Raw genomic sequence first — 25,781 nt, forward strand, 5'->3', positions numbered from 1 at the left:
AAGACCCGACGTGAGGCGGGCTTGCGACGCCTGACCACGTCGTATCCATTGCGGACGCATGTGCCTCACACGATGCTGGCCATGACAACGACATGGGTCTTCTTGCCCCAGCGCTCCAGCACGGCGGCGCGGGCCGCGCGGCGGGCGGCCTCGCCGACCAGGTCGGGATCGCGGCGGCGCGAGCGCGGGATGCTGTGGATGGCGTTCTCCACGGCATCGAAGACGATGGCCCGAAACGGCTCGCCGACGTCGTCGGTGTCCGGCAGGCCGATGACGGCGACGTCGGGATCGGCGATGATGTTGCCCTTGGAATCGAGCAGCAGCGACACGAACACGGCGCCGGCGAAAGACAGCTTGCGCCGCTCGCGGACGCCGCTTTCGTCCGGGTCGACGATGAGGTCGCCGTCCCTGTAAAGGACGCCGACGGGCGCCTCGTCGATGATCTCGGCGGGTCCCGGCGCGAGCCGGACCATCTTACCGTTTTCGGCGAGCATCACCTCCGGAACGCCAAGGATGCGGGCAAGCTCCGCATGGCGCGTGAGGTGCAACGCCTCGCCATGGACCGGCACGGCGACCTCGGGCTTGAGCAACCCGTAGAGCTCGCGCAGCTCGTCCCGGCACGGATGGCCGGAGGTGTGGATCGGCGCCTCGCGGTCGGTGATGATCCTGACGCCCTTGTCGCAGAGCTGGTTGATAACGGTGTTCACCGCGCGTTCGTTGCCGGGGATGGTGCGCGAGGAAAAGATCACCGTATCGCCCTTCGTTAGGTCGATATGCCGGTGGTCGCCGCCGGCGATGCGGGCGAGCGCGGCGCGGCTTTCGCCTTGCGAGCCGGTGCACAGAAGGACGAGGTTCTGGCGCGGCAGGTCCTTGTAGGCTTCCTCTTCCAGGAAGGTCAGGTCGCCGAGATAACCGCATTCGGTGGCGACATCGATCATCCGCCACAGCGAGCGGCCGACGACGACGACGCTGCGCCCGGCCGCGCGGGCCGCCTCGCCGACGGCACGGATGCGGGCGACGTTGGAGGAGAACAGCGTCACCGCGACGCGGCCAGGGGCGGCGGCAACGACCTCCTTCAGGGCCTTTGCGACCTCGGCCTCGCTGCGGCTGCGGCCTTCGCGGAGCGCGTTGGTGGAATCGCAGATGAGGGCGCGGACCCCTTCCCGGCCGATCTCGGCAAGCCGCGGCAGGTCGATCGCCTTGCCGACGCCGGGCTCGGCGTCGATCTTCCAGTCGCCGGAATGGATCACGGTGCCGAGGGGGGTGCGGATGGCGAGCGCGTTCGGCTCGGGGATGGAATGGGAGAGCGCCACATATTCGACCTCGAAGGGGCCGACGGTGACGCGGTCGCCCTGCCCCACCACGGTCACCGGCACCTTCGGCGCGCCCTGCATGCCTTCCGCCTTCGCGGCCAGCAGCCCGGCGGTGAAGCGCGTCGCGAACACCTGCTTTTCAAGTCGCGGCCACAGCTCCAGTACGGCGCCGTAATGGTCCTCATGGGCGTGGGTCAGGACGATGCCGGCAAGGTTCGCCCGCTCTTCCTCGATGAAGCGCGTGTCGGGAAAGATGACGTCGACGCCCGGCAGGCTCTCATGGGCGAAAGTGATGCCGCAATCGACCATCATCCAGGTGCGCGCGTCCGCTGGCCCGTAGCCGTAGAGCGCCATGTTCATGCCGATTTCGCCGACACCGCCGAGCGGGAGGAAGACCAGTTCGTTGTCGTCTGCCATGCGCCTGCCGTCCTCAGCGATCTTCGCCGGACGGCCAGTCGGGGAAGAAGACGTCGCCGGCGGCGATCGTCGACAAGGTTCCGTCTTCCGCTTCCAGGATCAGGTGACCATTGGTGTCGAGATCGCGGAAGATGCCGGTGATCATGTCGTCGCCGAGGCGCACCTTCAGCGGCCCGCCGAGGCCGACGGCGCGCTCCAGCCAGTGGCGGCGGATGTCGGCAAAGCCCTCGCCGCGGGCCCATTCGTCAAGGGCATCGGCCAGGGTGACGTCGAGGGCGGCGAACAGAACCTCCGGATCGGCGACGCCGCCCAGGGCGGAGGTCGAGGCGGTCGGATAGGCCAGACCCTCCGGCGCAGAGACGACGTTGACGCCGATGCCGATGACGGTGGCGGTCGTGTGGTCGTCGACGACCTCGGCTTCCAGCAGCATGCCCGACAGCTTCTTGCCGGCGACGATGGCATCGTTCGGCCATTTGAGGCCGACGGGCTCGCTCAGGGGCCCGGCCGCCTCGATGGCGCGGGCGAGCGCGACGGCGGCGACGAGGCCGAGCTGCGGCAGCGCATGCGGCGGCGCCGGATCGATGAGGAGCAGAGAGGCATAGAGGTTGCCCGGCTCGGACACCCAGCGGCGGCCCTGGCGGCCGCGGCCGACCTCCTGGCGGTCGGCTGTGACCCAGAGCGGTGCGCGCCAGCCCTTGCGGGCCTCGGCGAGCGCGGCCGCGTTGGTCGAATCGACCAGCGCGCGATGGTCGCGCCGGATCCCCGAACTGGTCTCCTTAAGCTGCGGCATCGGGCGTCAGAACAGCGCCCGCGCTGCGGTTTCCGCCACGCCGACCATGGGCCCGGCGAACAGGAAGAAGAAGATGACGAAGACGCCGCTCGCCCCGAGCACCACCTTGAGCTCGCCATACATCGGCTCGAACGCCTCGGACGGCTCGTCGAAATACATGATCTTGACGATGCGCAGGTAGTAGTAGGCGCCGACGACGCTGGCCAGCACGCCGATGACGGCAAGCGCGTAAAGGTTGGCCTCGATGGCGGCGAGGAAGACGTAGAACTTGGCAAAGAAGCCGGCGAGCGGCGGAATGCCGGCGAGCGAGAACAGGATCATGGCGAACAGGAAGGCCATCATCGGCCGGGTGCGGCCGAGGCCGGCAAGCTCGTTGATGTCCTCCACCATGCCCTCGCGCCGGCGCATGGCGAGGATGCAGGCGAACGCGCCGAGCGTCATTGCCAGATAGATCGACACATAGATGATGACGCCCTGGACACCGGCCTTGGATCCGGCGGCCAGGCCGACCAGCGCGTAGCCCATATGGCCGATGGAGGAATAGGCCATCAGCCGCTTGATGTTGCTCTGGCCAATGGCGGCAAAGGCGCCGAGCACCATGGACAGGATCGCGATGAAGGAGACGATCTGCTGCCAGTCGGCGGCGACGGGCTCGAAGGCGGTGAAGACGACGCGCACGAACAGCGCCATGGCGGCGATCTTGGGCGCGGCGGCAAAGAACGCGGTGACCGGCGTCGGCGCGCCTTCATAGACGTCCGGCGTCCACATGTGGAACGGCACCGCCGAGACCTTGAAGGCAAAGCCGACCATCATGAAGACCAGGCCGAAGACGATGCCGAGCGAGCGGCCCTCGCCGGCGATCGCCTGGGCGATGCCGTCGAACGAGGTGTTGCCGGTGAAGCCGTAGACCAGGGACATGCCGTAGAGCATCATGCCGGACGACAGGGCGCCGAGGACGAAATATTTCAGGCCCGCTTCCGTGGCCTTGGTGGAATCCCGGTTGATCGCGGCAACGACGTAGAGCGCCAGGCTCTGCAGTTCCAGGCCGAGATAGACCGAGATCAGGTCGGTCGCGGAGATCATCAGCATCATGCCGAGCGTCGCCAGCACGATGAGGATCGGATACTCGAAGCGCTCGAAACGCTCGGCCCTCGCGTAGCCCACCGACATGACGATGGCGAAGGTCGAGCCGATCAGGGCCAGCAGCTTCATGTAGCGGCCGAAGGCGTCGAGCACGAAGGCGCCGTGGAAGGAGGTGCCGTCGGGCGTGACGACGACGAGCACGAGGCCGGCGACGATGAGGAGCGCCGCGCTGATGCCGGTGACCACGGAGGTGGCGCGCTCGCCGGCGACGGCGCCGATGAGAACGAGGACCAGCGCGCCGATCGCCAGCAGCAGCTCCGGGAGAACCGGTGCCAGATCGGGAAGCATGTAAAGTTCGGTCTGCATTGGGCGTCTCTCGTGCCGGGCCTAAATCAGTTGCCGACGATCAGGGCGGTTTGCTGGGCGGCGGCCGTCGCCGCCTGAACCTTGGTGATGAGCTGGTCGACCGAGGCCGCCGTCACGTCGAGGATCGGCATCGGATAGAAGCCGAACAGGATGGTGAGGACGATCAGCGGGATGAGGATCGCCTTTTCCCGCGTGCTGAGGTCGAGGATCGACTTCAGGCTCTCCTTGTCGAGGGTGCCGAAGACGACCCGGCGATAAAGCCAGAGCGCATAGCAGGCCGACAGGATGACGCCGAAGGTGGCAAGGAACGCGACCCAGGTGTTGACCTTGAAGGCGGCGACCAGGGTCAGGAACTCGCCGACGAAGCCGCTGGTGCCGGGCAGCCCGACATTGGCCAGCGTGAACACCATGAAGGCGACGGCGTACCAGGGCATGCGGTTGACGAGCCCGCCATAGGCGGCGATCTCGCGGGTGTGCATGCGGTCGTAGATGACGCCGACGCACAGGAACAGGGCGCCGGAGACGATGCCGTGGGAGAGCATCTGGAAGATGCCGCCCTGCACGCCCTGGGTCGTCATGGTGAAGATGCCCATGGTGACGAAGCCCATATGGGCGACCGACGAATAGGCGATCAGCTTCTTGATGTCCTCCTGCATCAGCGCCACCAGCGAGGTGTAGATGATGGCGACGACGGAGAGCGCGAAGACGAAGGGCGCGAACATCTCCGAGGCGAGCGGAAACATCGGCAGCGAGAACCGGATGAAGCCGTAGCCGCCCATCTTCAGAAGGATCGCGGCAAGGATCACCGAGCCGGCCGTCGGCGCCTCGACGTGGGCGTCAGGCAGCCAGGTGTGGACCGGCCACATCGGCATCTTGACGGCGAAGGAGGCAAAGAACGCAAGCCACAGCCAGGTCTGCATGCCGGCCGGGAAATCGTGGTCGAGCAGCACCGTGATGTCCGTGGTGCCGGCCTGCCAGTACATGGCCATGATGGCCAGCAGCATCAGCACCGAGCCGAGCAGCGTGTAGAGGAAGAACTTGAAGCTGGCATAGATGCGCCGCTTGCCGCCCCACACGCCGATGATCAGGAACATCGGGATCAGGCCGCCTTCGAAGAAGACGTAGAAGATGACCAGGTCGAGCGCCGTGAAGACGCCGATCATCAGCGTCTCCAGCACCAGGAAGGCGATCATGTATTCCTTGACCCGGTCCTCCACCGACTTCCAGCTCGCCAGGATGCAGAACGGCATCAGGAAGGTGGTGAGAATGACGAACAGCATCGAAATGCCGTCGACGCCGACGTGATAGGACATCGCGCCGCCGAGCCAGTCGCGCTTCTCGACCATCTGGAAGCCCGGATCGGAGGGATCGAAGGAGGCCCAGATCAAGAGCGAGACGAGGAACGTCATCGACGTGGCGAACAGCGCCGCCCGGCGGATGTTCTGCCGGGCGATCGCGTCGTCGTCCTGGACCGTCAGGATCGCCAGCACGCCGATCAGCGGCAGGAAGGTGACAATTGTGAGCAGTGGCCAGTCGCCCATTAGTTTGCCCCTCCGCCGGTGAACATCGCCCAGGTGATCAGCGCGGCGACGCCGATCAGGATCGCGAATGCATAGTGATAGAGATAGCCGGTCTGCAGCCGGACCACCCAGCCGGTGGCCTGCAGCACCCGGGCCGAAACGCCGTCCGGCCCGTAGCCGTCGATGACCCTGCCGTCGCCCTGCTTCCACAGGAAGCGGCCGAGCCATTTGGCCGAGCGCACGAACAGGACGTCGTAGAGCTCGTCGAAGTACCACTTGTTGAGCAGGAACTGGTAGAGCCCGTCATGCTGCTTGGCGAGCTTCTTCGGCGTCTCCGGCGACATGATGTAGAAATAGAAGGCAATAACGAAGCCGGCGACCATCATCACGAAGGGCGCGAACTTCACCCAGAGCGGCACGTTGTGCATTTCGTGGAGGATATGGTTCTCCTCCGAGACGAACAGCGCCGTCTTCCAGAACTCGCCGTAGCCCTCGCCGATGAAGCTGCCGGCAAACAGCACGCCGGCGGCGAGTGCGCCGAGCGCCAGGATCATCAGCGGCACGGTCATCACCCGCGGCGACTCGTGGACGTGGCCCATCACCTCGGCGGAGGCCCGCGGCTTGCCGAAGAAGGTCATGAAGATCAGCCGCCAGGAATAGAACGAGGTGAAGAGCGCGGCGATGACGACCATCCAGAAGGCGTATTCGGCGGCCGCGCCATGGCCGACGAAGGAGGATTCGATGATCGCGTCCTTGGAGAAGAAGCCGGCGGTCAGCGGGAAGCCGGTGAGCGCCAGGGTGCCGATGATCATCATCCAGAAGGTGACCGGGATGTGGTTCCTGAGGCCGCCCATCTTGCGCATGTCCTGCTCGTCGGAGACGGCATGGATGACCGAGCCGGCGGAGAGGAACAGGAGCGCCTTGAAGAAGGCGTGGGTGAACAGGTGGAAGATGCCCGCGCCGTAGGCACCGACGCCGAGGGCGACGAACATGTAGCCGAGCTGCGAGCACGTCGAATAGGCGATCACGCGCTTGATGTCGTTCTGGACGAGGCCGACGGTGGCGGCAAAGAACGCCGTCGTGGCGCCGATGATGACGACGACGGTGAGCGCTGTGTGGGAGAGCTCGAACAGCGGCGACAGGCGCGCCACCATGAAGACGCCGGCGGTGACCATGGTCGCGGCGTGGATCAGCGCCGAGACCGGGGTCGGGCCTTCCATCGCGTCCGGCAGCCAGGTGTGCAGCAGGAACTGGGCCGACTTGCCCATGGCGCCCATGAACAGGAGCAGGCAGATGACGGTGAGCGCGTTCACGTCCCAGGACAGGAACAGGAACGTCGTCTCCTGGAGATCGCCGGCGGCGGCGAAGACCGCATCGAGGCCGATCGAGCCGGTCAGCGCGAACAGCGCGAAGATGCCGAGCGAGAAGCCGAAGTCGCCGACGCGGTTGACGATGAAGGCCTTCATGGCCGCGGCGTTGGCGGACGGCTTGTGGTACCAGAAGCCGATCAGGAGGTAGGAGGCGAGACCGACGCCCTCCCAGCCGAAGAACATCTGCAAAAGGTTGTCGGCGGTCACCAGCATCAGCATGGCGAAGGTGAACAGCGACAGATAGGCGAAGAACCGCGCCCGCGACGGGTCGTGGTGCATGTAGCCGATCGAATAGATGTGGACCAGCGCCGAGATCGTGGTGACGACGACCAGCATGACGACGGTCAGCGTGTCGATCCTCAGCGACCAGTCGATGGAGAGCGCGCCGGACGTGATCCAGGTCGCGATCGGCACCTGCTCGACCGGGCCGTCGCCGTAACCGACGGAAAAGAAGGCGATCCACGACAGAAGGCAGGACACGACGAGAAGGCCGCTGGTGATATATTCCGACGCCTTGTCTCCGATGATGCGGCCGAACAGGCCGGCGATCAGGAAGCCAAGCAGCGGCAGGAAGACGATGGCTGAATACATCTCCGCCTAGCCCTTCATCATGTTGATGTCTTCAACCGCGATGGAGCCGCGGTTGCGGTAGTAAACCACGAGGATGGCAAGTCCGATCGCGGCCTCGGCGGCAGCGACGGTGAGGATCAGGAGCACGAAGATCTGGCCGACCAGATCGCCGAGGAAGGCGGAAAAGGCGACGAAGTTGATGTTGACGGCGAGAAGCACCAGTTCGACCGACATCAGGATGACGATGACGTTCTTGCGGTTCAGGAAGATGCCGAAAACACCGATCGTGAAAAGGATCGCCGCGACCGACAGGTAGTGGGACAGCCCGATTTCCATTGTTGTCTTGCCTCAAACGTTCCTTTTTCGCCCTAGGGCATTTCCAGTGTTTCTTGAACCACTCAACATGCTCTAGGCATTTGTCTTGACGCGTATTCTGGTCCGAAAACCGGCCCCCACTTTTCGGGAATACGCGCTAGATACCCTTGCCGGACTCGACCTTGTGCAGCTTGACGGTCTTGGGATCGCGATAGACTTGGTCGGCGATGTTCTGGCGCCGGACGCCCTCCTTGTGGCGCAGGGTCAGCACGATGGCGCCGACCATGGCGACCAGGAGGATCAGGCCCGCGGTCTGGAAGAAATAGATGTAGCGGGTGTAGAGGAGCTGGCCGATGGCCTCGATGTTGGAGACCTCGCCCGCCGGCGGAATCGGCACCTGGGCGACCGCCGTCAGCTCCGGCGACATGGTCGACCAGGTCAGCACCGCAATCAGCTCGACCAGCAGGATCAGGCCGATCAGCCCGCCGACCGGCAGGTATTGCAGGAAGCCCTGGCGCAGCTCGACGAAATCGACGTCGAGCATCATCACCACGAACAGGAACAGCACCGCGACCGCGCCGACATAGACGACGATCAGGATCATCGCCAGGAACTCGGCGCCGAGCATGATGAACAGGCCCGCGGCACTGAAGAAGGTCAGGATCAGGAACAGCACCGAGTGGACGGGATTACGGGACGAAATCACCATCACGGCGGCGGCCACGCTGATCGCGGCGAACAGGTAAAAGAAGATCGCCTGCAAGAGCATTCCGATTAGATCCCCGTTGCTCCGGTCAGGGACGCCGCAAATGCGCGGCGCCCGCCGGCGTTATCAAATTGAGCGCCTATCTATAGGGCGCGTCATCCCTCAGACTGCGCGAGATTTCGCGCTCCCACCGGTCACCATTGTCGAGCAGTTTCTGCTTGTCGTAGAGCAGTTCTTCGCGCGTCTCGGTGGCAAATTCGAAGTTCGGTCCCTCGACGATGGCATCCACCGGGCAGGCTTCCTGGCAGAAGCCGCAATAGATGCATTTCACCATGTCGATGTCGTAGCGGGTGGTGCGGCGCGATCCGTCATTGCCGCGCGGTCCGGCCTCGATGGTGATGGCCTGGGCGGGGCAGACGGCCTCGCACAGCTTGCAGGCGATGCACCGTTCCTCGCCGTTCGGGTAACGCCGAAGCGCATGCTCGCCGCGGAAACGCGGCGACAGCGGCCCCTTCTCGAAGGGGTAGTTCAGCGTTGCCTTGGGCTTGAAGAAATAACGCATCGCCAGGAAGAACGCCGAAACGAACTCCAGCAGCAGCAGCGACTTCGCGGCACGATCAAGCCTCATCGCACAATCCTTTCCTGGCCGTGATCCATACCACTCAACATAACGGTCAGCCGGCGATGGCAACCCCCGTCCAGTACCCGACGAGAGGAATTCCGACGAAACAGAGAACAAAGATGACGGCGAGGATGCCGTTGAGCCGCTTTTCGGCCCGTCCCGCTTCGTCCTTCGGCATCGCCATCGATTTCTGGACGTGGCGCGCGCGAAGGATGCCGGAGAGCATCCGCCAGTCGAGCCAGCCCACTCCAAGCCCCACCAGGGCGCCGACCAGTCCGGCCAGGGAAAACAGCATGGTTGACGCTCCTCACGATGCCCACCCGGTCAGTTGCAGCACCAGGGCGACGACGAAGACAGCGGCCAGCGACAGCGGCAGGAACACCTTCCAGCCGAGGCGCATAAGCTGATCGTAGCGGTAGCGCGGGACCATCGCCTTGACCATGGCGAACATGAAGAAGACGGCGCAGGCCTTGATCGTGAACCAGATGACGCCGGGCACCCAGGTGAAGGGCGGGATGTCGATGGGCGAGGCCCAGCCGCCGAGGAACATGATCGTCATCAGCGAGCACATCAGCGAGATCGAGACATACTCGCCGAGCATGAACATCATGTAGAGGATCGAGCCGTATTCGACCATGAAGCCGGCGACGAGTTCCGATTCCGCTTCGGCAAGGTCGAAGGGCGGCCGGTTGGTCTCCGCCAGCGCCGAGATGAAGAAGATTGCGAACATCGGCAGCAGCGGCAGCCAGTACCAGTTGAGGAACGACAGCCAGGGCAGGCCGATCATGTTGGCAAGGCCCGATTCCTGCGACTTGACGATCTCCGTCAGGTTCAGCGATCCGGCGCACAGCAGCACCGTGATGATGACGAAGCCGATGGAGACCTCGTAGGAGACCATCTGGGCGGCCGAGCGCAGCGCCGACAGGAACGGATATTTCGAGTTCGACGCCCAGCCGCCCATGATGATGCCGTAGACGCCGAGCGAGGAGAAGGCGAGGATGTAGAGGATGCCGACATTGATGTCGGCGATCACCCAGTTCTCCGCGACCGGGATCACCGCCCAGGCGCCGAGCGCCAGGGTCACCGACACGAGCGGCGCCAAGATGAAGATCGTCTTGTTGGAGGCCGCCGGAATGACCGGCTCCTTAAAGACGAATTTCAGCATGTCGGCAAAGGACTGGAACAGGCCCCAGGGCCCGACGACGTTGGGACCGCGGCGAAGTTGCACCGCTGCCCAGATCTTGCGGTCGGCGTAGAGGATGTAGGCGATGGCGACCAGGAGCACGACGATCAGGATCAGCGTCTGCCAGACGACGCCGATGAAGAACGGCGAAATGCTCACGCCGAGGAGGTAATATAGTCCGTCCCAAAACGTCATCGTCGCTTCCTATTCCGCCGCCTCGGCCTGAAGGCCGTGCGCCAGCGCCGAACATTCCGCCATCACCTTGGAGGCGCGGGCGATCGGATTGGTGAGGTAGAAATCGTCGATCCAGGGCTCGAACGGCGCGCTGTCGAGCGAGCCGCCCGCGCCGGCCAGCGCCTCGACCGCCTTGGGGTCGCTTTCCGCGATCTCGTCGACGAGCGCGAAATGCGGATGGGCGGCAACGAGCGCGGCGCGGAGCGCCACCAGCGTGTCGAAGGGCAGCTTGGCGCCGAGTTCGCCGGACAGTGCGCGCAGGATCGCCCAGTCCTCGCGGGCCTCGCCCGGCGGGAAGGCGGCGCGGAGCCCAAGCTGCACCCGGCCCTCGGTGTTGACGTAGAGGCCCGATTTTTCCGTGTAGGCGGCACCCGGCAGGATGACGTCGGCGCGGTGGGCGCCGGCATCGCCGTGCGAGCCCATATAGACGACGAAGGCATTGCCGAGCGCCTGCATGTCGATCTCGTCGGCGCCCATCAGGAAGAGGACGTCGAGGTCGCCCGTTCCGGCCGCCTCCACCATGCCGGCGGTGCCCAGACCGCCCTCGCCCGGCACGAAGCCGACGTCGAGGCCGCCGACGGTGGCGGCCGCCGAATGGAGGACGTTGAAGCCGTTCCAGTCCTCGCGGATCGCGCCTCTGGCGACGGCGAACTTGGCGGCCAGCGACAGGATCGCGGCGCCGTCCGGCCGGTTGAGGGCGCCCTCGCCGACGATGACCATCGGCCGCTCGGCCTTGCCGTCATAGGATTTGTCGTCGATCAGCGCCTGGATGCTGTCCGGACCGGCGCCGCAATAGGTGACGGGATAGGTCAGGTCCGCCTTGGCGCCGACGAGGCCGACTTCCAGGCCGCCCCGCAGGAAGCGCTTGCGGATGCGCGCATTCAGCACCGGCGCCTCTTTGCGCGGGTTGGTGCCGATCAGCATGATCGCGTCGGCGTCTTCAATGCCGGCGATCGAGGTGTTGAAGAGGTAGCTGGCGCGGCCGCTCGCCGGATGCAGCGGCGAATGGGCCGGCCGGCAGTCCGTGTTGGCAACGCCGAGCCCCGCCATCAGGCTCTTCAGCGCGAAGATCTCTTCCGCGCTCGCCAGTTCGCCGGAGATGGCGCCGATCTTTTTCGCATCCGTGCCCTTCACCTTGGCGGCGATGGCGGCGAACGCCTCCTGCCATGAGGCGGGGGTCAGGCGGCCGTCCTTCTTGACGTAAGGCCGGTCGAGGCGCTGGGTGCGGAGCCCGTCCCAGATGAAGCGGGTCTTGTCGGAGATCCACTCCTCGTTCACCGCCTCGTTGAGACGCGGCAGGATACGCATGACCTCGCGGCCGCGGGTGTCGACCCGGATCGCACAGCCGACGCCGTCCATGACGTCGACCGACTCGGTCTTGACCAGTTCCCACGGCCTTGCGTGGAAGGCATAGGGCCGCGCGGTCAGCGCGCCGACGGGGCACAGGTCGATGACGTTGCCCTGCATCTCGGAGGTCAGAGCGGCTTCCAGATAAGTGGTGATCTCGGCGTCCTCGCCGCGGCCGATGAGGCCGAGTTCGGAGACGCCGGCGATTTCCGTCGTGAAGCGGACGCAGCGCGTGCAGTGGATGCAGCGCGTCATGATCGTCTTGACCAGCGGGCCGATATACTTGTCCTCGACCGCGCGCTTGTTCTCGTGGAACCGCGAGCCGTCGACGCCGAAGGCCATCGCCTGGTCCTGCAGGTCGCACTCGCCGCCCTGGTCGCAGATCGGGCAGTCGAGCGGATGGTTGATGAGCAGGAACTCCATGACGCCGCGGCGCGCCTTCTTGGCGACGTCCGACTTGGTCTTGACCTCGGGCAGCTCGCCGTTCGGGCCGGGCCGGCAGTCGCGCACCAGCCAGGAGCAGGAGGCGACCGGCTTCGGCGCGCCCTTCAGCTCGACCAGGCACATGCGGCAGTTGCCGGCGACCGAGAGGCGCTCGTGGAAGCAGAACCGCGGAATTTCGACGTCCGCGGCCTCACACGCCTGCATCAGCGTGTAGTCCGCCGGGACCTCGATCTCGTTTCCGTCGACGATGATTTTTGGCATGTCTTCTATTCCGCCTTCTATCCCGTCTATTCCGCTGCTTCCATCACCGAGCCCTCACGGGTGGCCCGGGCGGTGTATTCGTCGATGCGCGCCTCGATGACGTGCCGGAAATGCCGTACCAGGCCCTGGACCGGCCAGGCCGCGGCATCGCCGAGGGCGCAGATGGTGTGACCCTCGATCTGGGTCGACACCTCGATCAGCATGTCGATCTCGCGCTTTTCCGCCTCGCCGCGGACCATGCGCTCCATCACCCGCCACATCCAGCCGGTGCCCTCGCGGCACGGCGTGCACTGGCCGCAGCTCTCGTGCTTGTAGAAGTAGGAGAGCCGGGCGATCGCCTTGATGATGTCGGTGGACTTGTCCATGACGATCACCGCGGCGGTGCCGAGGCCGGACTTCACGGCCTTCAGCGAGTCGAAGTCCATGCCGAGGTCATCGCACATATTCGCCGGAACGCAAGGCACCGACGAGCCACCGGGAATGACGGCGAGAAGATTGTCCCAGCCGCCGCGCACGCCGCCGCAGTGCTTTTCGAGAAGCTCGCGCAGCGGAATGCCCATCTCCTCTTCCACCGTGCACGGCCGTTCCACGTGGCCGGAGATGCAGAACAGCTTGGTGCCGGCGTTGCCGGGCTTGCCGAGGCTGGAGAACCAGTCGGCGCCGCGGCGCAGGATCGTCGGCACGGCGGCGATCGATTCCACGTTGTTGACGGTGGTCGGGCAGCCATAGAGGCCGACAGCCGCCGGGAACGGCGGCTTCAGCCGCGGCTGGCCCTTCTTGCCTTCCAGCGATTCCAGGAGTGCCGATTCCTCGCCGCAGATATAGGCGCCGGCGCCGTGGTGGACGACGATGTCGAAATCCCAGCCATGGACGTTGTTCTTGCCGAGCAGCCCGGCGTCATAGGCCTGGTCGATGGCCGCCTGCAGGTTCTGGCGCTCGCGGATGAACTCGCCGCGCACATAGATGAAGGCGGTGTGGGCGTTCATGGCAAAGCCGGCGATCAGGCAGCCCTCGACCAGATGGTGCGGGTCGTGGCGCATGATCTCCCGGTCCTTGCAGGTACCGGGTTCCGATTCGTCGGCGTTGACGACCAGATAGCTCGGCCGGCCGTCGGATTCCTTGGGCATGAACGACCATTTGAGGCCGGTCGGGAAGCCGGCGCCGCCGCGGCCGCGCAGGCCCGAGGCCTTGACCTGGTCGATGATCCAGTCGCGCCCACGCGCGATGATGTCCTTGGTGCCACTCCACTGGCCACGCTTCTTGGCGCCCTCAAGGCCCCAGTCGTGGACACCGTAGATGTTGGTGAAGATGCGGTCCTTGTCCTGCAGCATCGCTTGGCTCCACCCTATTCCTGGCTCGACGGCACGTCGCCGGCATCGACGCGCTTGGAGAATTCGGTCGCACCGCCTTCGGCGAGCGTTCCGGCCTGGCCGACCCAGTCTTCGCGCTCGATGCGGCCGGGAAACGCCAGATAGGTGCCGACCCAGCGGATCTGCGCCTCGTCCCAGGCGGCGATCTGGTCGAAATGGAAGATACCGAGGTCGTTGAGCTTGCCCTCATTGACCTTGCCGATGCCGCGGATCCGCTTCAGGTCGTCGGCCTCCCCGCGCGGGGCATCGAGACCTTCCGGCCGGGTGCCGACGGCGTTGGCCTTGTCTTCGTTGGACGCATCGGCCGGAAGCTTGGCGAGCGCGGCCTCCATATCGGCCGTCTTGCCGTCTTCGGTCTTGCCGTCGGGGCCCTTGCCTTCGGCGGCGGTCTTGCCCGCGGTGCCCTTGCCTTCGGCGGCGGTCTTGCCCGTGCTGCCCTTGCCTTCGGCGGCGGGCGGGGCCGGCGGCGCCGGCTTTTCCTTGTCGGCCTTCTTGGCCTCTTCGGAGGCCTTTGCCTTTTCCGCCTCGGCCGCCTTCTTGGCCCGGGTCTCTTCCCAGCGCGCCGGCGCCGAGCCGTCATAGAGCGCGGGTTCGGTCAGCGTCGTCGCACCGCCCTCGGGGGCTGCGAACTGGCGGTCCACCTGCGGGCCCGGCGTCGGCGTCTCGCCGCGGTCGAAGGCGTCGAGGACTGCCTCGAAGCTTTCCACCGTCAGGTCCTCGTAGGTGTCGGCGCCGACCTGGACCATCGGCGCGTTGACGCAGGCGCCGAGGCACTCGACCTCTTCCCAGGAAAAGGCGCCGTCCGCCGACAGCTCATGGGCCCGTTCGGCGATGCGGGTGCGGCAGACGCGGAGAATGTCCTCCGAGCCGCGCAGCATGCACGGCGTCGTGCCGCAGACCTGGATATGGGCCTTGGAGCCGACCGGGGCGAGCTGGAACTGAGTGTAGAAGGTGGCGACCTCGAGCACCCGGATCACCGGCATTTCGAGCCGCCTGGCGATGGCCTCGATGGCGGCGCGGGTGAGCCAGCCGTCCTGTTCCTGTGCGCGCATCAGCAGCGGGATGACGGCCGACTGCTTGCGGTCTTCCGGGTAGAGCGCGACGCGTTTTTCCGCCCACGCCTCGTTCTCGGGCGTAAACGCAAAACTCTCGGGCTGGTCGTTGTAGAGGCGTCGGACCGACATCGATGTTGTCCCTACTCCGTCGCGAAATGAGTTGTTTTTGATCTTGCTGCTGCGCGGATCACCGGTCGACCTCCCCGAACACCACGTCGATGGAGCCGATGATGGCGGCGATGTCCGCCAGCATGTGGCCGCGGGACAGGAAGTCCATGGCCGCCAGATGGGCAAAGCCCGGCGCGCGGATCTTGCAGCGATAGGGCTTGTTGGTGCCGTCGGAGACCAGATAGACGCCGAACTCGCCCTTCGGCGCCTCGACGGCGGCATAGGCCTCGCCTTCTGGCACCTTCACGCCTTCGGTATAGAGCTTGAAGTGGTGGATCAGCGCTTCCATGGAGCGTTTCATGTCGCCGCGCTTGGGCGGGGCGACCTTGCCGTCCGTCGTCGACACCGGCCCCTTGCCGGCGGCCGAGCCGAGCCGCTCCAGGCACTGCTTCATGATCTTGACGGATTCGTGCATCTCCAGGATGCGGATGACGTAGCGGTCGTAGCAGTCGCCGTGCTTGCCGACGGGAATGTCGAAGTCGAGCTGGTCGTAGCACTCATAGGGCTGCGCCTTGCGCAGGTCCCAGGCGACGCCGGCCGAGCGCATCATCACGCCGGAAAAGCCCCAGGACCATCCCTCTTCGGCCGTGAAGGCGGCGATGTCGACATTGCGCTGCTTGAAGATGCGATTTTCGGTCAGAAGGCCTTCCAGGTCGTCGATCGTCTTCAGGAACGGATCGAGGAAGTCCCAGATGTCGTCGAGCAGCTCCTGCGGCAGGTCCTGGTGGACGCCGCCGATGCGGAAATAGGCGGCGTGCAGGCGCGCCCCGCAGGCACGCTCGTAGAACGCCATCATCTTCTCGCGATCCTCGAACCCCCACAGCGGCGGCGTCAGCGCACCGACGTCCATCGCCTGGGTGGTGATGTTGAGGACATGCGAGAGCAGACGGCCCATCTCCGCATAGAGCACGCGGATGAGCTGGCCGCGGATCGGCACCGTGACGCCAAGGAGCTTTTCGGCGGCCAGGCAGAAGGCGTGCTCCTGATTCATCGGCGCCACATAGTCGAGGCGGTCGAAATAGGGCACGGCCTGGTGATAGGTCTTGTGTTCGATCAGCTTTTCGGTGCCGCGGTGCAACAGGCCCACATGCGGATCGGCGCGGGTGACGATCTCGCCGTCGAGCTCCAGCACCAGGCGCAACACGCCGTGGGCCGCCGGATGCTGCGGGCCGAAATTGATGTTGAAGTTGCGGATCTGTGCCTCAGCCATGCTCAGCGGCTCCGTTCAAACGCGCCTTCCGGGGCCGGGACAACCGGGAAGCCTTGGTTCCGGCCGCCGCCTTGCACCGGCCTGCCCCATGCCGATACCGCTTCATCATTGGTTTTCCTGCGCTTTCTCGTCGCCGGGCAATACGGGCGCATCGCCCTCCCACGGTGACAGGAAGTCGAAGCTGCGGAACTCCTGGGCGAGCCGGACCGGCTCGTAGACGACCCGCTTGGCCTCGTCGTCGTAGCGCACCTCGACGAAGCCGGTGAGCGGGAAATCCTTGCGCAGCGGATGGCCGTCGAAGCCGTAGTCGGTGAGGATGCGGCGCAGGTCCGGATGGCCGGAGAAGAGCACGCCGTAAAGGTCGTAGGCCTCCCGTTCGAACCATTCGGCGCCCGGATAGACACCGGTGAGCGAGGGCACCGGCGAGGCGTCGTCGGTCTCGACCTTGAGGCGGATGCGGATGTTCTGCTTCGGCGACAACAGGTGATAGACGACGTCGAAGCGCTTCTCGCGCTCAGGATAATCGACGCCGCAGGCATCGATGAAACAGACGAACTGGCAGCGCGGGTCGTCGCGCAGGAACCGTGCGACGCTGTCGATCGAGGTGCGCGAGACCGTCGCCGTCAGCTCGCCGTGGCGAACGTGCCAGCTCTCGATCGCCTCGCCCTGCGAAAGCTCCAGATAGGCGCCGATTTCCTCAAGGGTTTCGTCCATGTCCTGGCCGTCCGTCCCTAGCGTTCGATGGTTCCGGTGCGCCGGATCTTCTTTTGCAGAAGCATGACGCCGTAAAGCAGCGCCTCGGCGGTCGGCGGGCAGCCGGGTACGTAGATGTCGACCGGCAAAACCCGGTCGCAGCCGCGCACGACCGAATAGGAATAGTGATAGTAGCCGCCGCCATTGGCGCACGAGCCCATGGAAATGACGTAGCGCGGCTCCGGCATCTGGTCGTAGACCTTGCGGATCGCGGGCGCCATCTTGTTGGTCAGCGTGCCGGCGACGATCATCACGTCCGACTGGCGCGGGCTCGCCCGCGGCGCAAAGCCGAAGCGTTCGCCGTCATAGCGCGGCATCGACATCTGCATCATCTCGATGGCGCAGCAGGCCAGCCCGAACGTCATCCACATCAGCGAGCCGGTGCGCGCCCACTGGATGAGATTGTCGGTGGCGGTGACGACGAAGCCCTTGTCGGCCAGTTCGTCATTGATGCCGATGAACGTCGGATCGTCGGCACCGACAGGCTTGCCGGTGCGCGGGTCGATGATGCCCTTTGGCTGGGGCGCCATCACCGTGCCGGAAGTCGGGGTCAATCCCATTCAAGTGCCCCTTTTCGCCATTCGTAGATGAAGCCGATCGTCAACACGCCCAGGAACGTCATCATCGACCAGAAGCCGAGCCAGCCGACCTCCTTGAAGGCCGCGGCCCAGGGAAACAGGAAGGCCACTTCCAGATCGAAGATGATGAAGAGGATGGAGACGAGATAGAATCGGACGTCGAATTTCATGCGGGCGTCGTCGAACGCCTCGAAGCCGCATTCATAGGCCGACAGCTTTTCCGAATCGGGTTGCTTGTACGCAATCAGGAACGGCGCGACCAACAGGGCCAGCCCGATAAACGCCGATATACCGATGAACACGATAATCGGCACGTATTCCTTCAAGAGCTCTTCCATCGTATCGCGGCCCTCGCGCAATGCCTGCCGCTCGAACCATCGACCGCCTGGGATTTCAGCGGCACATGAGCCGGGCATTTCTGAACTGACGACTTCCCGGGGCGGGCGCCGGCGGTGCGACATTTGCGTCGCGACCACCCGGCACGCTTAACCCACAGACCCACGCGAAGCAAGTCCATGGCCCTCCCGTATGCTCAAGTTTAGACATTTTGATACGGCGCCCTTTGACTTTGATCAGTGTGCGATGCGGCAACGGGCGTCAAGCCGCCGTTGCGCCGCACCGGACGGGCAACCGCGCAAACGCGCAAAGCGCGGATTTCCGGGCGATTCGCTCCGTAGGAATGGCGCTAAGATTCGTGCGCAGAAATTTGTGCGTTTTCCGGCAGGAAAGATCGAAGGCGCTTTTCGGAACGCCTTGACGCCATAGGTGTCGTAAGTCCGAACGGGCGCCAGCGAGCGTTCCGCCGTGAGATGGCCCACGACGCCACCGGCGTCGCAAGGCCGAATGGCCGCCGGCGCATATGCGCCGCCCCATCGGAGGCGTGAGCAAAGCGAACTGCCGTGAGAGAAAAAAATGGCGGGAGTGACGGGACTCGAACCCGCGACCTCTGGCGTGACAGGCCAGCGCTCTAACCAACTGAGCTACACCCCCGAAACGTCGCGTCGTCGCGAGGTGGACGACGACTTACGGCAGCGGCGCGGGCAAGTCAAGCCGCTCGGCACGGCAAAAACATGACAGGCGTTTGACGATCGGGAAACCGCCGGGCGGAGCGGCCTTTGCGGGTCGGCTCCGGACCCGGGACGCACTGCTTGCATTGCCCGGCCGAACCGCCTAAATCGGAGCCGGCCTGCGGCCTTTTCGCAGGTTCCGGGGCGGTTAGCTCAGTTGGTAGAGCGCTTCGTTTACACCGAAGATGTCGGGAGTTCGAGTCTCTCACCGCCCACCATTTTTTCTATCTCCCGCCAGTTCGCTTCGCTCACGGCTCCGATGGGGCGGCGCAACAGCGCCGGCGGCCGTTCGGCCTTGCGACGCCGAGGGCGTCGAGGAGCGCAAAAGCGGCCACGAACAGGGTCGTCATCCCGGCTGCAGCTAAGCGGCCGGCTGCAGCGAAGCGGAGAGCCGGGCTCCATTGCCCGCCTCCACGCGGTCGCCCGTCGCGGCGCATGCTCGTTCGCCGCGACGGCATTGAAATTACTGGAAAAGCCCCATTCCCGTCATTGCGAGCGAAGCGAAGCAATCCAGGCTTCCCGCGCAAACAGCGCACGGCATGCTGCTTTATGCGGGCATTGGATACCGGCTCGGTGCATTGCACCGTCCAGCATGGCGACTGAGGTTCCGGTCGGCAAGCGGCGTGAACGCCCGAGCATGGGCCTTATGGCCCTTCCCTCACCCGCGCCTCAGCGCCGACGGCGGCGCCCCATAGCGCTGGGTGTGGGCCGCGGCGAAATGGGCGGAGCTGGAAAAGCCGGCGGCAAGCGCGATCTCCGACAACGCCAGCGGCGAATTGCGGATGAGATTGCGCGCCTTTTCCAGCCGGAGGTCGCGATAGAAGCCCATCGTCGTGGCGCCGAGATGCTCGCGAAAGAGCCGATTGAGCTGGCGCGGGCCGAGGCCGGCGAAGTCGGCGAGTTGGTCGAGCCGGAGCGGATCGGCGATGTGGCTTTCCATCATGGTGATGGCATCGAGGACAGCGGCATTTGTCGTTCCCCAGCGCTCGATGAGCCCGGCCCGCTGCGGCCCGGCGGAGGGGCGCACGTCGGTGTGGAGGAACCAGTCGGCGACCGTCCTGGCGAAGGCCGGGCCGTGGTGGCTGGCGATGATCGCGTGCATCAGGTCGATCGGTGCGGTGCCGCCGGCGCAGGTGATGCGGTCGCGGTCGACCACGTACAGGCTCTTTTCGATGAGGAGGTTCGGCAGGATCTCCTGCAGGCCCTCCCGGTATTCCCAGTGTACCGTCATCCGCCGCGCCGCCATCAGGCCGGCGCGGGCGAGAATCACCGGACCGCCTGAGACCCCGCCAAGGGTCATGCCGCTTCGCGCGATGCGCCGAAGGCGACTGAAGAGACGGGAATCGGAAACGGCGAACGGATCGCCGCCGGCCACCACCATGAAAAGGTCGGCCTCGCCCGGGTCTTCGATGCTACCAGCGACCGGCACATAGGCGCCGCCGGAACTCTTCGCATCCTTCCCCGACAGGCTGAGGCAGCGCACGTCATAGAGGGTCCCGCCGGCAAGCAGATTCGCGGCGCGCATCGGCTCGACGAGCGCGGCAAAGGACATCAGCGCGAAATCGTCGATGACGAGGACGGCGACGCGATAGGGCGGCGTTTCGGGTGCTATGTCCATTTTCCAAATGTTCTTGACTGTTTTTCGAAAGTCAATTGCGCCAACCGTCCCTATCCTTTCCCCACTCAAGCATCGGCGGGACACCATGACCTATTCGGCCTGGCGCATTTTTACCGAAGGCCTCACCGGCAACAGGGGCTGGAAGCGGGCCTGGCGCGACCCGGAGCCCAGATCCGACTATGAGGTCGTCATCGTCGGCGCCGGCGGCCACGGCCTTGCTAGCGCCTTCTGTCTGGCGAAGGAATTCGGCATCACGAACGTCGCGGTGCTGGAGAAAGGCTGGCTCGGCTCCGGCAATATCGGCCGCAACACGACGATCATCCGCTCCAATTATCTCCTCCCCGGAAACGAGCCCTTTTACGAGTTCTCTTTAAAACTCTGGGAACGGCTGGAGGAGGACACCAACTACAATTCGATGGTCTCTCAAAGGGGCATCATCAACCTCTTCCACAACGATGCGGGGCGCGACGCCGCGCGCCGGCGCGGCAACGCCATGATGCTTGCCGGAGCAGACGCCGTGCTGCTGGACCGCGAGGGTGTCCGGGCACAGTACCCGTTCCTCGACTTCGACAATGCGCGCTTTCCGATCCGCGGCGGGCTTTACCAGCCCCGCGCGGGCACCGCCCGCCACGACGCCGTTGCCTGGGGTTATGCGCGGGGCGCCGACCGGCACGGCGTCGACATCGTCCAGAACTGCGAGGTCACCGGCTTCAGGATCGAGGCCGGTCGCTGCACGGGAGTAGAAACCACGCGCGGCACGATCGGCGCCAAGAAGGTCGCGGTCTGCGTTGCCGGCTCGTCGAGCCGGGTCATGGCGATGGCCGGGCTCCGGCTGCCGATCGAAAGCCACGTGCTCCAGGCCTTCGTCTCGGAGGGGCTGAAGCCGGTCATTCCGGGCGTCATCACCTATGGCGCCGGGCATTTCTATATCAGCCAGTCGGACAAAGGCGGCCTCGTCTTCGGCGGCGACATCGACGGCTACAATTCCTATGCCCAGAGGGGGAACCTTCCGATGGTGGAGGACGTGTGCGAGGGCGGCATGGCCTTGATGCCGATGATCGGCCGGGCGAAGCTTTTGAGGATGTGGGGCGGCGTCATGGACATGTCGATGGACGGCTCGCCGATCATCGACAAGACACCTGTCGACGGCCTCTATTTCAACGGCGGCTGGTGCTATGGCGGCTTCAAGGCGACGCCGGCGAGCGGCTGGTGCACCGCCCATCTCCTTGCCACCGGAGCGCCGCACCCGACGGCCGCCGCCTATCGCCTCGACCGGTTCCGCAGCGGCCGCGTCATCGACGAGACCGGCGCCGGCGCCCAGCCGAACCGGCACTGAGGGGACGAAGCCATGATCATCCCGCACCCCCTCCTCGGTCCGCGCGACGCCAGCGAATTCGTCTATCTCGGCGATGCCTCGCTGATCGACCGGCCCGCTCCGGAAGCCGGCATCGATGCCTTTCACGACTATGTCTATCAGCGCGACAACCCGGCCGGAGCGCATCGGGAGCTCTGGTTCCACGAGCATGGCGACCGCTCCTGGCTGGTCGTCACCCGCAACACCCTGACCCATGAGATCCTTGCCGTGGAGCTTGCCAAGGACGTGGCGCGACGCCGGGGGCGCGGCCGATGACCAAGCGCCTTCCCGGCGGCCTGATCGACCGCTCAAAGCCCCTTACCTTTTCGTTCAACGGCCGCACGATGCAGGGCTTTGCCGGCGACACGCTCGCCTCGGCGCTCCTTGCCAACGGCCAGCGGCTCGTCGCGCGCTCCTTCAAATACCACCGGCCGCGCGGCATCTTTTCGGCCGGTTCGGAAGAGCCGAACGCCCTGATGACCATCGGCTCGGGCGCGTTCCAGGAGCCGAACGTCCGGGCGACCGTCGCCGAGCTTTACGAGGGGCTTGAGGCCAAGAGCCAGAACCACCGCGGTCCCCTCTCCTTCGACCTGATGGCGGTGACGGACCTCCTGTCGCCGTTCCTCTCCGCCGGCTTCTACTACAAGACCTTCATGTGGCCTGCGAGCTTCTGGGAAAAGTTTTATGAGCCGGTGATCCGCGAATCCGCCGGCCTCGGCGAACTGGCGACGACGCCGGACCCGTCCACCTACGACAAGGGGTTCCTCCACGCCGACGTGCTGGTCATCGGCGCCGGTCCGGCCGGCCTTTCTGCCGCGCTTGCCGCCGGGCGTGCCGGCGCCCGGGTGATCCTCTGCGACGAGGATTTCATCGCCGGTGGCCGACTCAACGGCGAGGCCCATGAGGTCGACGGCATGCCGGGGGCCGAATGGGCCGAGGCTACGATTCGCGAACTCTCCGAACTGCCGAATGTCCGCGTTCTGACCCGCACGACGGTCTTTGGCGTCTTCGACCACGGCATTTTCGGCGCCCTCACCCGCAACACCGATCACCTCGCTCCCGGCGCGGACGGGCCGCGCCAGACGCTCTGGCGCATTACAGCCAAGCGCGCGGTTCTCGCCGCCGGCGCCACGGAGCGGCCCATCGCCTTTGCCGGCAATGACCGGCCGGGCGTCATGCTGGCCGGGTCGGTTAGGACCTACGCCAACCGCTTCGCCGCCGCGCCGGGCGCGCGCATTGCGGTCTTCACCAACAATGACGACGGCTGGCGCACGGCCCGGGACCTTACGGCCAAGGGCGTCGAAGTCACCGCCCTCATCGACAGCCGCGCCGTCGGCGAGCGAAAGGCGCCGGGGGGCATCCCGCTCCTTACCGGCACGGTCGTCACGGGCACCTCCGGACGGCTCGGCCTTGCCTCCGTCACGCTTTCCTCCGGCGAGCGCATTGCCGCCGACTGTCTGGCCGTTTCCGGCGGCTGGAACCCGAACGTCGCCCTCACCTGCCACCAGCGCGGCCGGCCGCGTTGGGACGATATGCTTGCCGCCTTCCTGCCCGGTGCCGACCTGCCACTGGGGATGGCGGTTGCCGGCGCCGCCAACGGCGCCTTGACGTTTGGCGCGGCGCTGTCGTCGGGGCGGGCCGCCGGCGAAGCCGCAGCCGCCGACCTCGGCTTTTCGCCCGTCGATGCCCCCATGCCCAAGACCGACGACGAGCCCTATGCCGTCTCCCCGCTCTGGCATGTGGAGGGCAAGGGCAAAGCCTTCGTCGACCTGCAGAACGACGTGGCGGTCAAGGACGTGAAACTTGCGCACCGCGAGGGCTATCGCTCTGTCGAGCATCTGAAGCGTTACACGACCCTCGGCATGGCGACCGACCAGGGCAAGACCGCCAACGTCCTCGGCCTTGCGATCCTCGCCGAATGTGCCGGCAAGACGATTCCCGAGACCGGCACGACGATCTTCCGCCCGCCCTATACGCCGGTGCCGATCGGCGCCCTTGCCGGCGCCTCGCGCGGCCAAGCCTTCCGGCCGGTGCGCAAGACGCCGTCGCATCGCTGGGCGGAGGCCCATGGCGCCTCGTTCGTGGAGGTCGGCCCGTGGCTGAGGGCTGAGTGGTTCGCGCTGCCGGACGAGACTCATTGGCGCCAGAGCGTCGACCGGGAAGTCGTGGGCGTGCGCAACTCGGTCGGCATCTGCGACGTCACCACCCTCGGCAAGATCGACATCCAGGGCCGCGATGCGGGCATCTTTCTCGATCGGGTCTATGCCAACATTTTTTCGACGTTCCCCGTCGGCAAGGTGCGCTACGGCCTGATGCTGCGCGAAGACGGCTTCGCCTTCGACGATTCGACCACTGCGCGGCTCGGCGAGATGCATTACGTCATGACGGCCTCGACGGCGAACGCCGTTGCCGTGTTCAGGCACCTGGAATTCTGCCGCCAGTGCCTGTGGCCGGACCTCGACGTGCACCTCATCTCGACCACCGACGCCTGGGCACAGTTCGCCGTCGCCGGACCGAACGCGCGCAAGCTCCTCGAAAAGATCGTCGACCCGGAAGTCGACATTTCGAACGACGCCTTTCCGTTCATGGCCTGCGCCGAAATCACCGTCTGCGGCGGCGTCGATGCGCGCCTGTTCCGGATCTCCTTTTCCGGCGAACTTGCGTTCGAAGTGGCGGTGCCGTCGCGCTACGGCAATTCGCTGTTCGGCACGCTGATCGAGGCCGGACGGGAGTTCGGCGCGGTTCCTTACGGCACGGAGGCCCTCGGCGTCATGCGGGTGGAAAAGGGCCACGCCGTCGGCGCGGAGATCAACGGCCAGACGACCGCGCGCGATCTCGGCCTCGGCAGGATGGTGTCGGCGAAGAAGGACTGCATCGGTAAGGCGCTCGCCGACCGGGACCACCTTATGGAACCGGGCCGGCCGCAACTGGTCGGCTTCAAGCCCGTCGACAGGGCCGCGAGCCTTGTCGCCGGCGCGCATTTCCTGAAGGAGGGAGCCGAGCCGACCATGGCCAACGACGAGGGTTGGATGACCTCGGTCTGCCACTCGCCGACGCTCGGCCACGCCATCGGCCTCGGCTTCATTGCGGGTGGGTTAAAGCGCCTCGGCGAAACCGTGCGCGCCGTCGACCTTGTCGGCGGCTCGGACGTCGCCGTCGAGATCGTCTCGCCCCATTTCGTCGACCCGGAAGGAGTGCGTCTTCGTGGCTGAGTTTTCTCTCCGGGCCGAACCGTTCCTCGGCGGCTATGATGAAGGGTTTGACAGGCTTCGGCTGACGGAGGTGACCGACCTCGCGATTGTCTCCCTCGCCCCGCCGCTCGGGCAGGAGGCGGCACTCGCTGCCGCGTTCAAGGATGCCTACGGCGCCGACTGGCCGGCGCCAGGCGAGACGACGACGAGCGCGAACGGCGACACGCGGTTCCTCGGCATCGCCGGCGACCAGATTTTCGCGCTCTTTCCGCGGCCGGCCGGCCTTGCGTCGCGTGCTGTTGCCGAAAAGCTCGGCGATGCCGCCTATCTCACCGAGCAGTCGGACAACTGGGTGCTTTTGCGCCTCGACGGTCCGCCGACCCTCGCCGTCCTGGAACGGATGATCCCGCTCGATCTCGCGCAATTCCATGTGGGCACGGTCGCCCGCACGCTCATGGAGCATCTCGGCGTCAGTCTGCTGCGCGAGGCGCCGGACCGGTTCCTGCTGATGTCGGCCAGTTCCTCGGCCAGCTCGTTCCTGCACGCGCTGGAGACGGCCATCGGCAATGTGACGGCATTGGCGCCTTAGCCGGCGCGACCTCATCCATTGCGCGTCGGCTCATGGACGTGCGGGCTGGGCGACCAACGGACGCCATGCCAGATGCCCTGGATTGCCTCGTTGCGCTCGCGATGACGTCGAACCGTGGATTTTGTCATTGCTGTGCAAGTTCACGAATTCGGTGATGGCTGTTCGGTTTTCTTTTGTTCGGCGAAGGTCTTTGGCGGGATGTTTCCGATTGCCTGGTGGGGCCTGAACTCGTTGTAGTAGATGATATATTCGATGAGCTCGTTGGCCAGGTGCTCGGGGGTGTCGAA

Annotated in this window: 23 protein-coding genes and 2 tRNA genes; 5 read left to right on the forward strand and 20 right to left on the reverse strand. The window is 65.6% G+C overall.

Features of this window, described 5'->3' with window-relative positions; all coding sequences use genetic code 11:
- Window positions 1–65: 65 nt before the first annotated feature.
- The 18 genes from CH339_RS05955 to CH339_RS06040 form a co-directional block, all read right to left on the reverse strand.
- Window positions 66–1,730, reverse strand: coding sequence for a ribonuclease J (locus CH339_RS05955; protein WP_111433415.1), 1,665 nt, complete (start codon window positions 1,728–1,730; stop codon window positions 66–68).
- Window positions 1,731–1,743: 13 nt separating this feature from the next.
- The gene (locus CH339_RS05960; RefSeq protein ID WP_111433416.1) at window positions 1,744–2,520 is read right to left on the reverse strand and encodes a biotin--[acetyl-CoA-carboxylase] ligase; all 777 of its coding nucleotides are present in this window, start codon (window positions 2,518–2,520) and stop codon (window positions 1,744–1,746) included.
- Window positions 2,521–2,526: 6 nt separating this feature from the next.
- Window positions 2,527–3,969, reverse strand: coding sequence for an NADH-quinone oxidoreductase subunit NuoN (gene nuoN, locus CH339_RS05965; RefSeq protein WP_111433417.1), 1,443 nt, complete (start codon window positions 3,967–3,969; stop codon window positions 2,527–2,529).
- 26 nt (window positions 3,970–3,995) lie between these two features.
- Window positions 3,996–5,510: an NADH-quinone oxidoreductase subunit M gene (locus tag CH339_RS05970; RefSeq protein WP_111433418.1), complete on the reverse strand. Its 1,515-nt coding sequence runs from the start codon at window positions 5,508–5,510 to the stop codon at window positions 3,996–3,998.
- Entirely contained in the window at window positions 5,510–7,450 is a 1,941-nt protein-coding gene (nuoL, locus tag CH339_RS05975; protein WP_111433419.1) for an NADH-quinone oxidoreductase subunit L, read from the reverse strand. Before nuoL ends, CH339_RS05970 begins: the two co-directional genes overlap by 1 nt.
- Before the next feature lie 6 nt (window positions 7,451–7,456).
- Window positions 7,457–7,765, reverse strand: a complete 309-nt coding sequence (gene nuoK / locus CH339_RS05980) for an NADH-quinone oxidoreductase subunit NuoK (RefSeq protein ID WP_111433420.1) — start codon at window positions 7,763–7,765, stop codon at window positions 7,457–7,459.
- 136 nt (window positions 7,766–7,901) lie between these two features.
- Window positions 7,902–8,513, reverse strand: a complete 612-nt coding sequence (locus CH339_RS05985; RefSeq protein WP_111433421.1) for an NADH-quinone oxidoreductase subunit J — start codon at window positions 8,511–8,513, stop codon at window positions 7,902–7,904.
- A 76-nt stretch (window positions 8,514–8,589) separates the two neighbouring features.
- The gene (gene nuoI, locus CH339_RS05990; protein WP_111433422.1) at window positions 8,590–9,078 is read right to left on the reverse strand and encodes an NADH-quinone oxidoreductase subunit NuoI; all 489 of its coding nucleotides are present in this window, start codon (window positions 9,076–9,078) and stop codon (window positions 8,590–8,592) included.
- Window positions 9,079–9,124: 46 nt separating this feature from the next.
- Window positions 9,125–9,367, reverse strand: coding sequence for a hypothetical protein (locus tag CH339_RS05995; protein WP_111433423.1), 243 nt, complete (start codon window positions 9,365–9,367; stop codon window positions 9,125–9,127).
- Between the two features lie 12 nt (window positions 9,368–9,379).
- Complete coding sequence (nuoH, locus tag CH339_RS06000; RefSeq protein ID WP_111433424.1) at window positions 9,380–10,450, reverse strand: NADH-quinone oxidoreductase subunit NuoH; 1,071 nt, start codon at window positions 10,448–10,450, stop codon at window positions 9,380–9,382.
- Between the two features lie 9 nt (window positions 10,451–10,459).
- A complete protein-coding gene (gene nuoG, locus CH339_RS06005) occupies window positions 10,460–12,541 on the reverse strand; it encodes an NADH-quinone oxidoreductase subunit NuoG (protein ID WP_111433425.1) in 2,082 nt (693 codons plus the stop codon).
- Window positions 12,542–12,567: 26 nt separating this feature from the next.
- On the reverse strand, window positions 12,568–13,872 hold the full coding sequence (gene nuoF, locus CH339_RS06010) for an NADH-quinone oxidoreductase subunit NuoF (RefSeq protein WP_111433426.1): 1,305 nt from the start codon (window positions 13,870–13,872) through the stop codon (window positions 12,568–12,570).
- 14 nt (window positions 13,873–13,886) lie between these two features.
- Window positions 13,887–15,095 carry an NADH-quinone oxidoreductase subunit NuoE gene (gene nuoE, locus CH339_RS06015; RefSeq protein ID WP_111433427.1) on the reverse strand — a complete coding sequence of 403 codons (1,209 nt, stop codon included), beginning with the start codon at window positions 15,093–15,095 and terminating at the stop codon, window positions 13,887–13,889.
- 58 nt (window positions 15,096–15,153) lie between these two features.
- Complete coding sequence (locus tag CH339_RS06020; RefSeq protein WP_111433428.1) at window positions 15,154–16,344, reverse strand: NADH-quinone oxidoreductase subunit D; 1,191 nt, start codon at window positions 16,342–16,344, stop codon at window positions 15,154–15,156.
- A 105-nt stretch (window positions 16,345–16,449) separates the two neighbouring features.
- A complete protein-coding gene (locus CH339_RS06025) occupies window positions 16,450–17,058 on the reverse strand; it encodes an NADH-quinone oxidoreductase subunit C (RefSeq protein WP_111433429.1) in 609 nt (202 codons plus the stop codon).
- 17 nt (window positions 17,059–17,075) lie between these two features.
- A complete protein-coding gene (locus CH339_RS06030) occupies window positions 17,076–17,657 on the reverse strand; it encodes a NuoB/complex I 20 kDa subunit family protein (protein ID WP_111433430.1) in 582 nt (193 codons plus the stop codon).
- Window positions 17,648–18,013, reverse strand: coding sequence for an NADH-quinone oxidoreductase subunit A (locus CH339_RS06035; RefSeq protein WP_111433431.1), 366 nt, complete (start codon window positions 18,011–18,013; stop codon window positions 17,648–17,650). The genes CH339_RS06030 and CH339_RS06035 overlap by 10 nt, the downstream gene beginning before the upstream one ends.
- Window positions 18,014–18,588: 575 nt before the next feature.
- Window positions 18,589–18,665, reverse strand: a tRNA-Asp gene (locus CH339_RS06040).
- A 219-nt stretch (window positions 18,666–18,884) separates the two neighbouring features.
- On the opposite strand from CH339_RS06040, the gene CH339_RS06045 reads away from it, so the two are divergent.
- Window positions 18,885–18,960, forward strand: a tRNA-Val gene (locus CH339_RS06045).
- Between the two features lie 440 nt (window positions 18,961–19,400).
- Here CH339_RS06045 and CH339_RS06050 read toward each other — a convergent pair.
- Entirely contained in the window at window positions 19,401–20,360 is a 960-nt protein-coding gene (locus tag CH339_RS06050; protein WP_111433432.1) for a GlxA family transcriptional regulator, read from the reverse strand.
- Between the two features lie 85 nt (window positions 20,361–20,445).
- Between CH339_RS06050 and CH339_RS06055 the strand changes: the two genes are divergently transcribed.
- From CH339_RS06055 to CH339_RS06070, 4 genes are read left to right on the forward strand one after another with little or no spacing between them, the layout of a single operon-like run.
- Window positions 20,446–21,696 (forward strand): sarcosine oxidase subunit beta family protein, encoded by a 1,251-nt coding sequence (locus tag CH339_RS06055; protein WP_111433433.1) that lies wholly within the window; start codon window positions 20,446–20,448, stop codon window positions 21,694–21,696.
- Window positions 21,697–21,708: 12 nt separating this feature from the next.
- Window positions 21,709–21,990, forward strand: coding sequence for a sarcosine oxidase subunit delta (locus CH339_RS06060; protein ID WP_111433434.1), 282 nt, complete (start codon window positions 21,709–21,711; stop codon window positions 21,988–21,990).
- Window positions 21,987–24,926 (forward strand): sarcosine oxidase subunit alpha family protein, encoded by a 2,940-nt coding sequence (locus CH339_RS06065; protein WP_111433435.1) that lies wholly within the window; start codon window positions 21,987–21,989, stop codon window positions 24,924–24,926. Before CH339_RS06060 ends, CH339_RS06065 begins: the two co-directional genes overlap by 4 nt.
- Window positions 24,919–25,494: a sarcosine oxidase subunit gamma gene (locus tag CH339_RS06070; RefSeq protein WP_170138421.1), complete on the forward strand. Its 576-nt coding sequence runs from the start codon at window positions 24,919–24,921 to the stop codon at window positions 25,492–25,494. The genes CH339_RS06065 and CH339_RS06070 overlap by 8 nt, the downstream gene beginning before the upstream one ends.
- 140 nt (window positions 25,495–25,634) lie before the next feature.
- On the opposite strand, the gene CH339_RS25370 is transcribed toward CH339_RS06070, so the two are convergent.
- The coding region (locus CH339_RS25370) for an integrase core domain-containing protein (protein ID WP_146610090.1) at window positions 25,635–25,781 on the reverse strand (147 nt) is incomplete at its 5' end.

It is taken from the genome of Rhodobium orientis, from assembly GCF_003258835.1.
In the GTDB taxonomy this organism is placed as follows: Bacteria; Pseudomonadota; Alphaproteobacteria; order Rhizobiales; family Rhodobiaceae; genus Rhodobium; species Rhodobium orientis.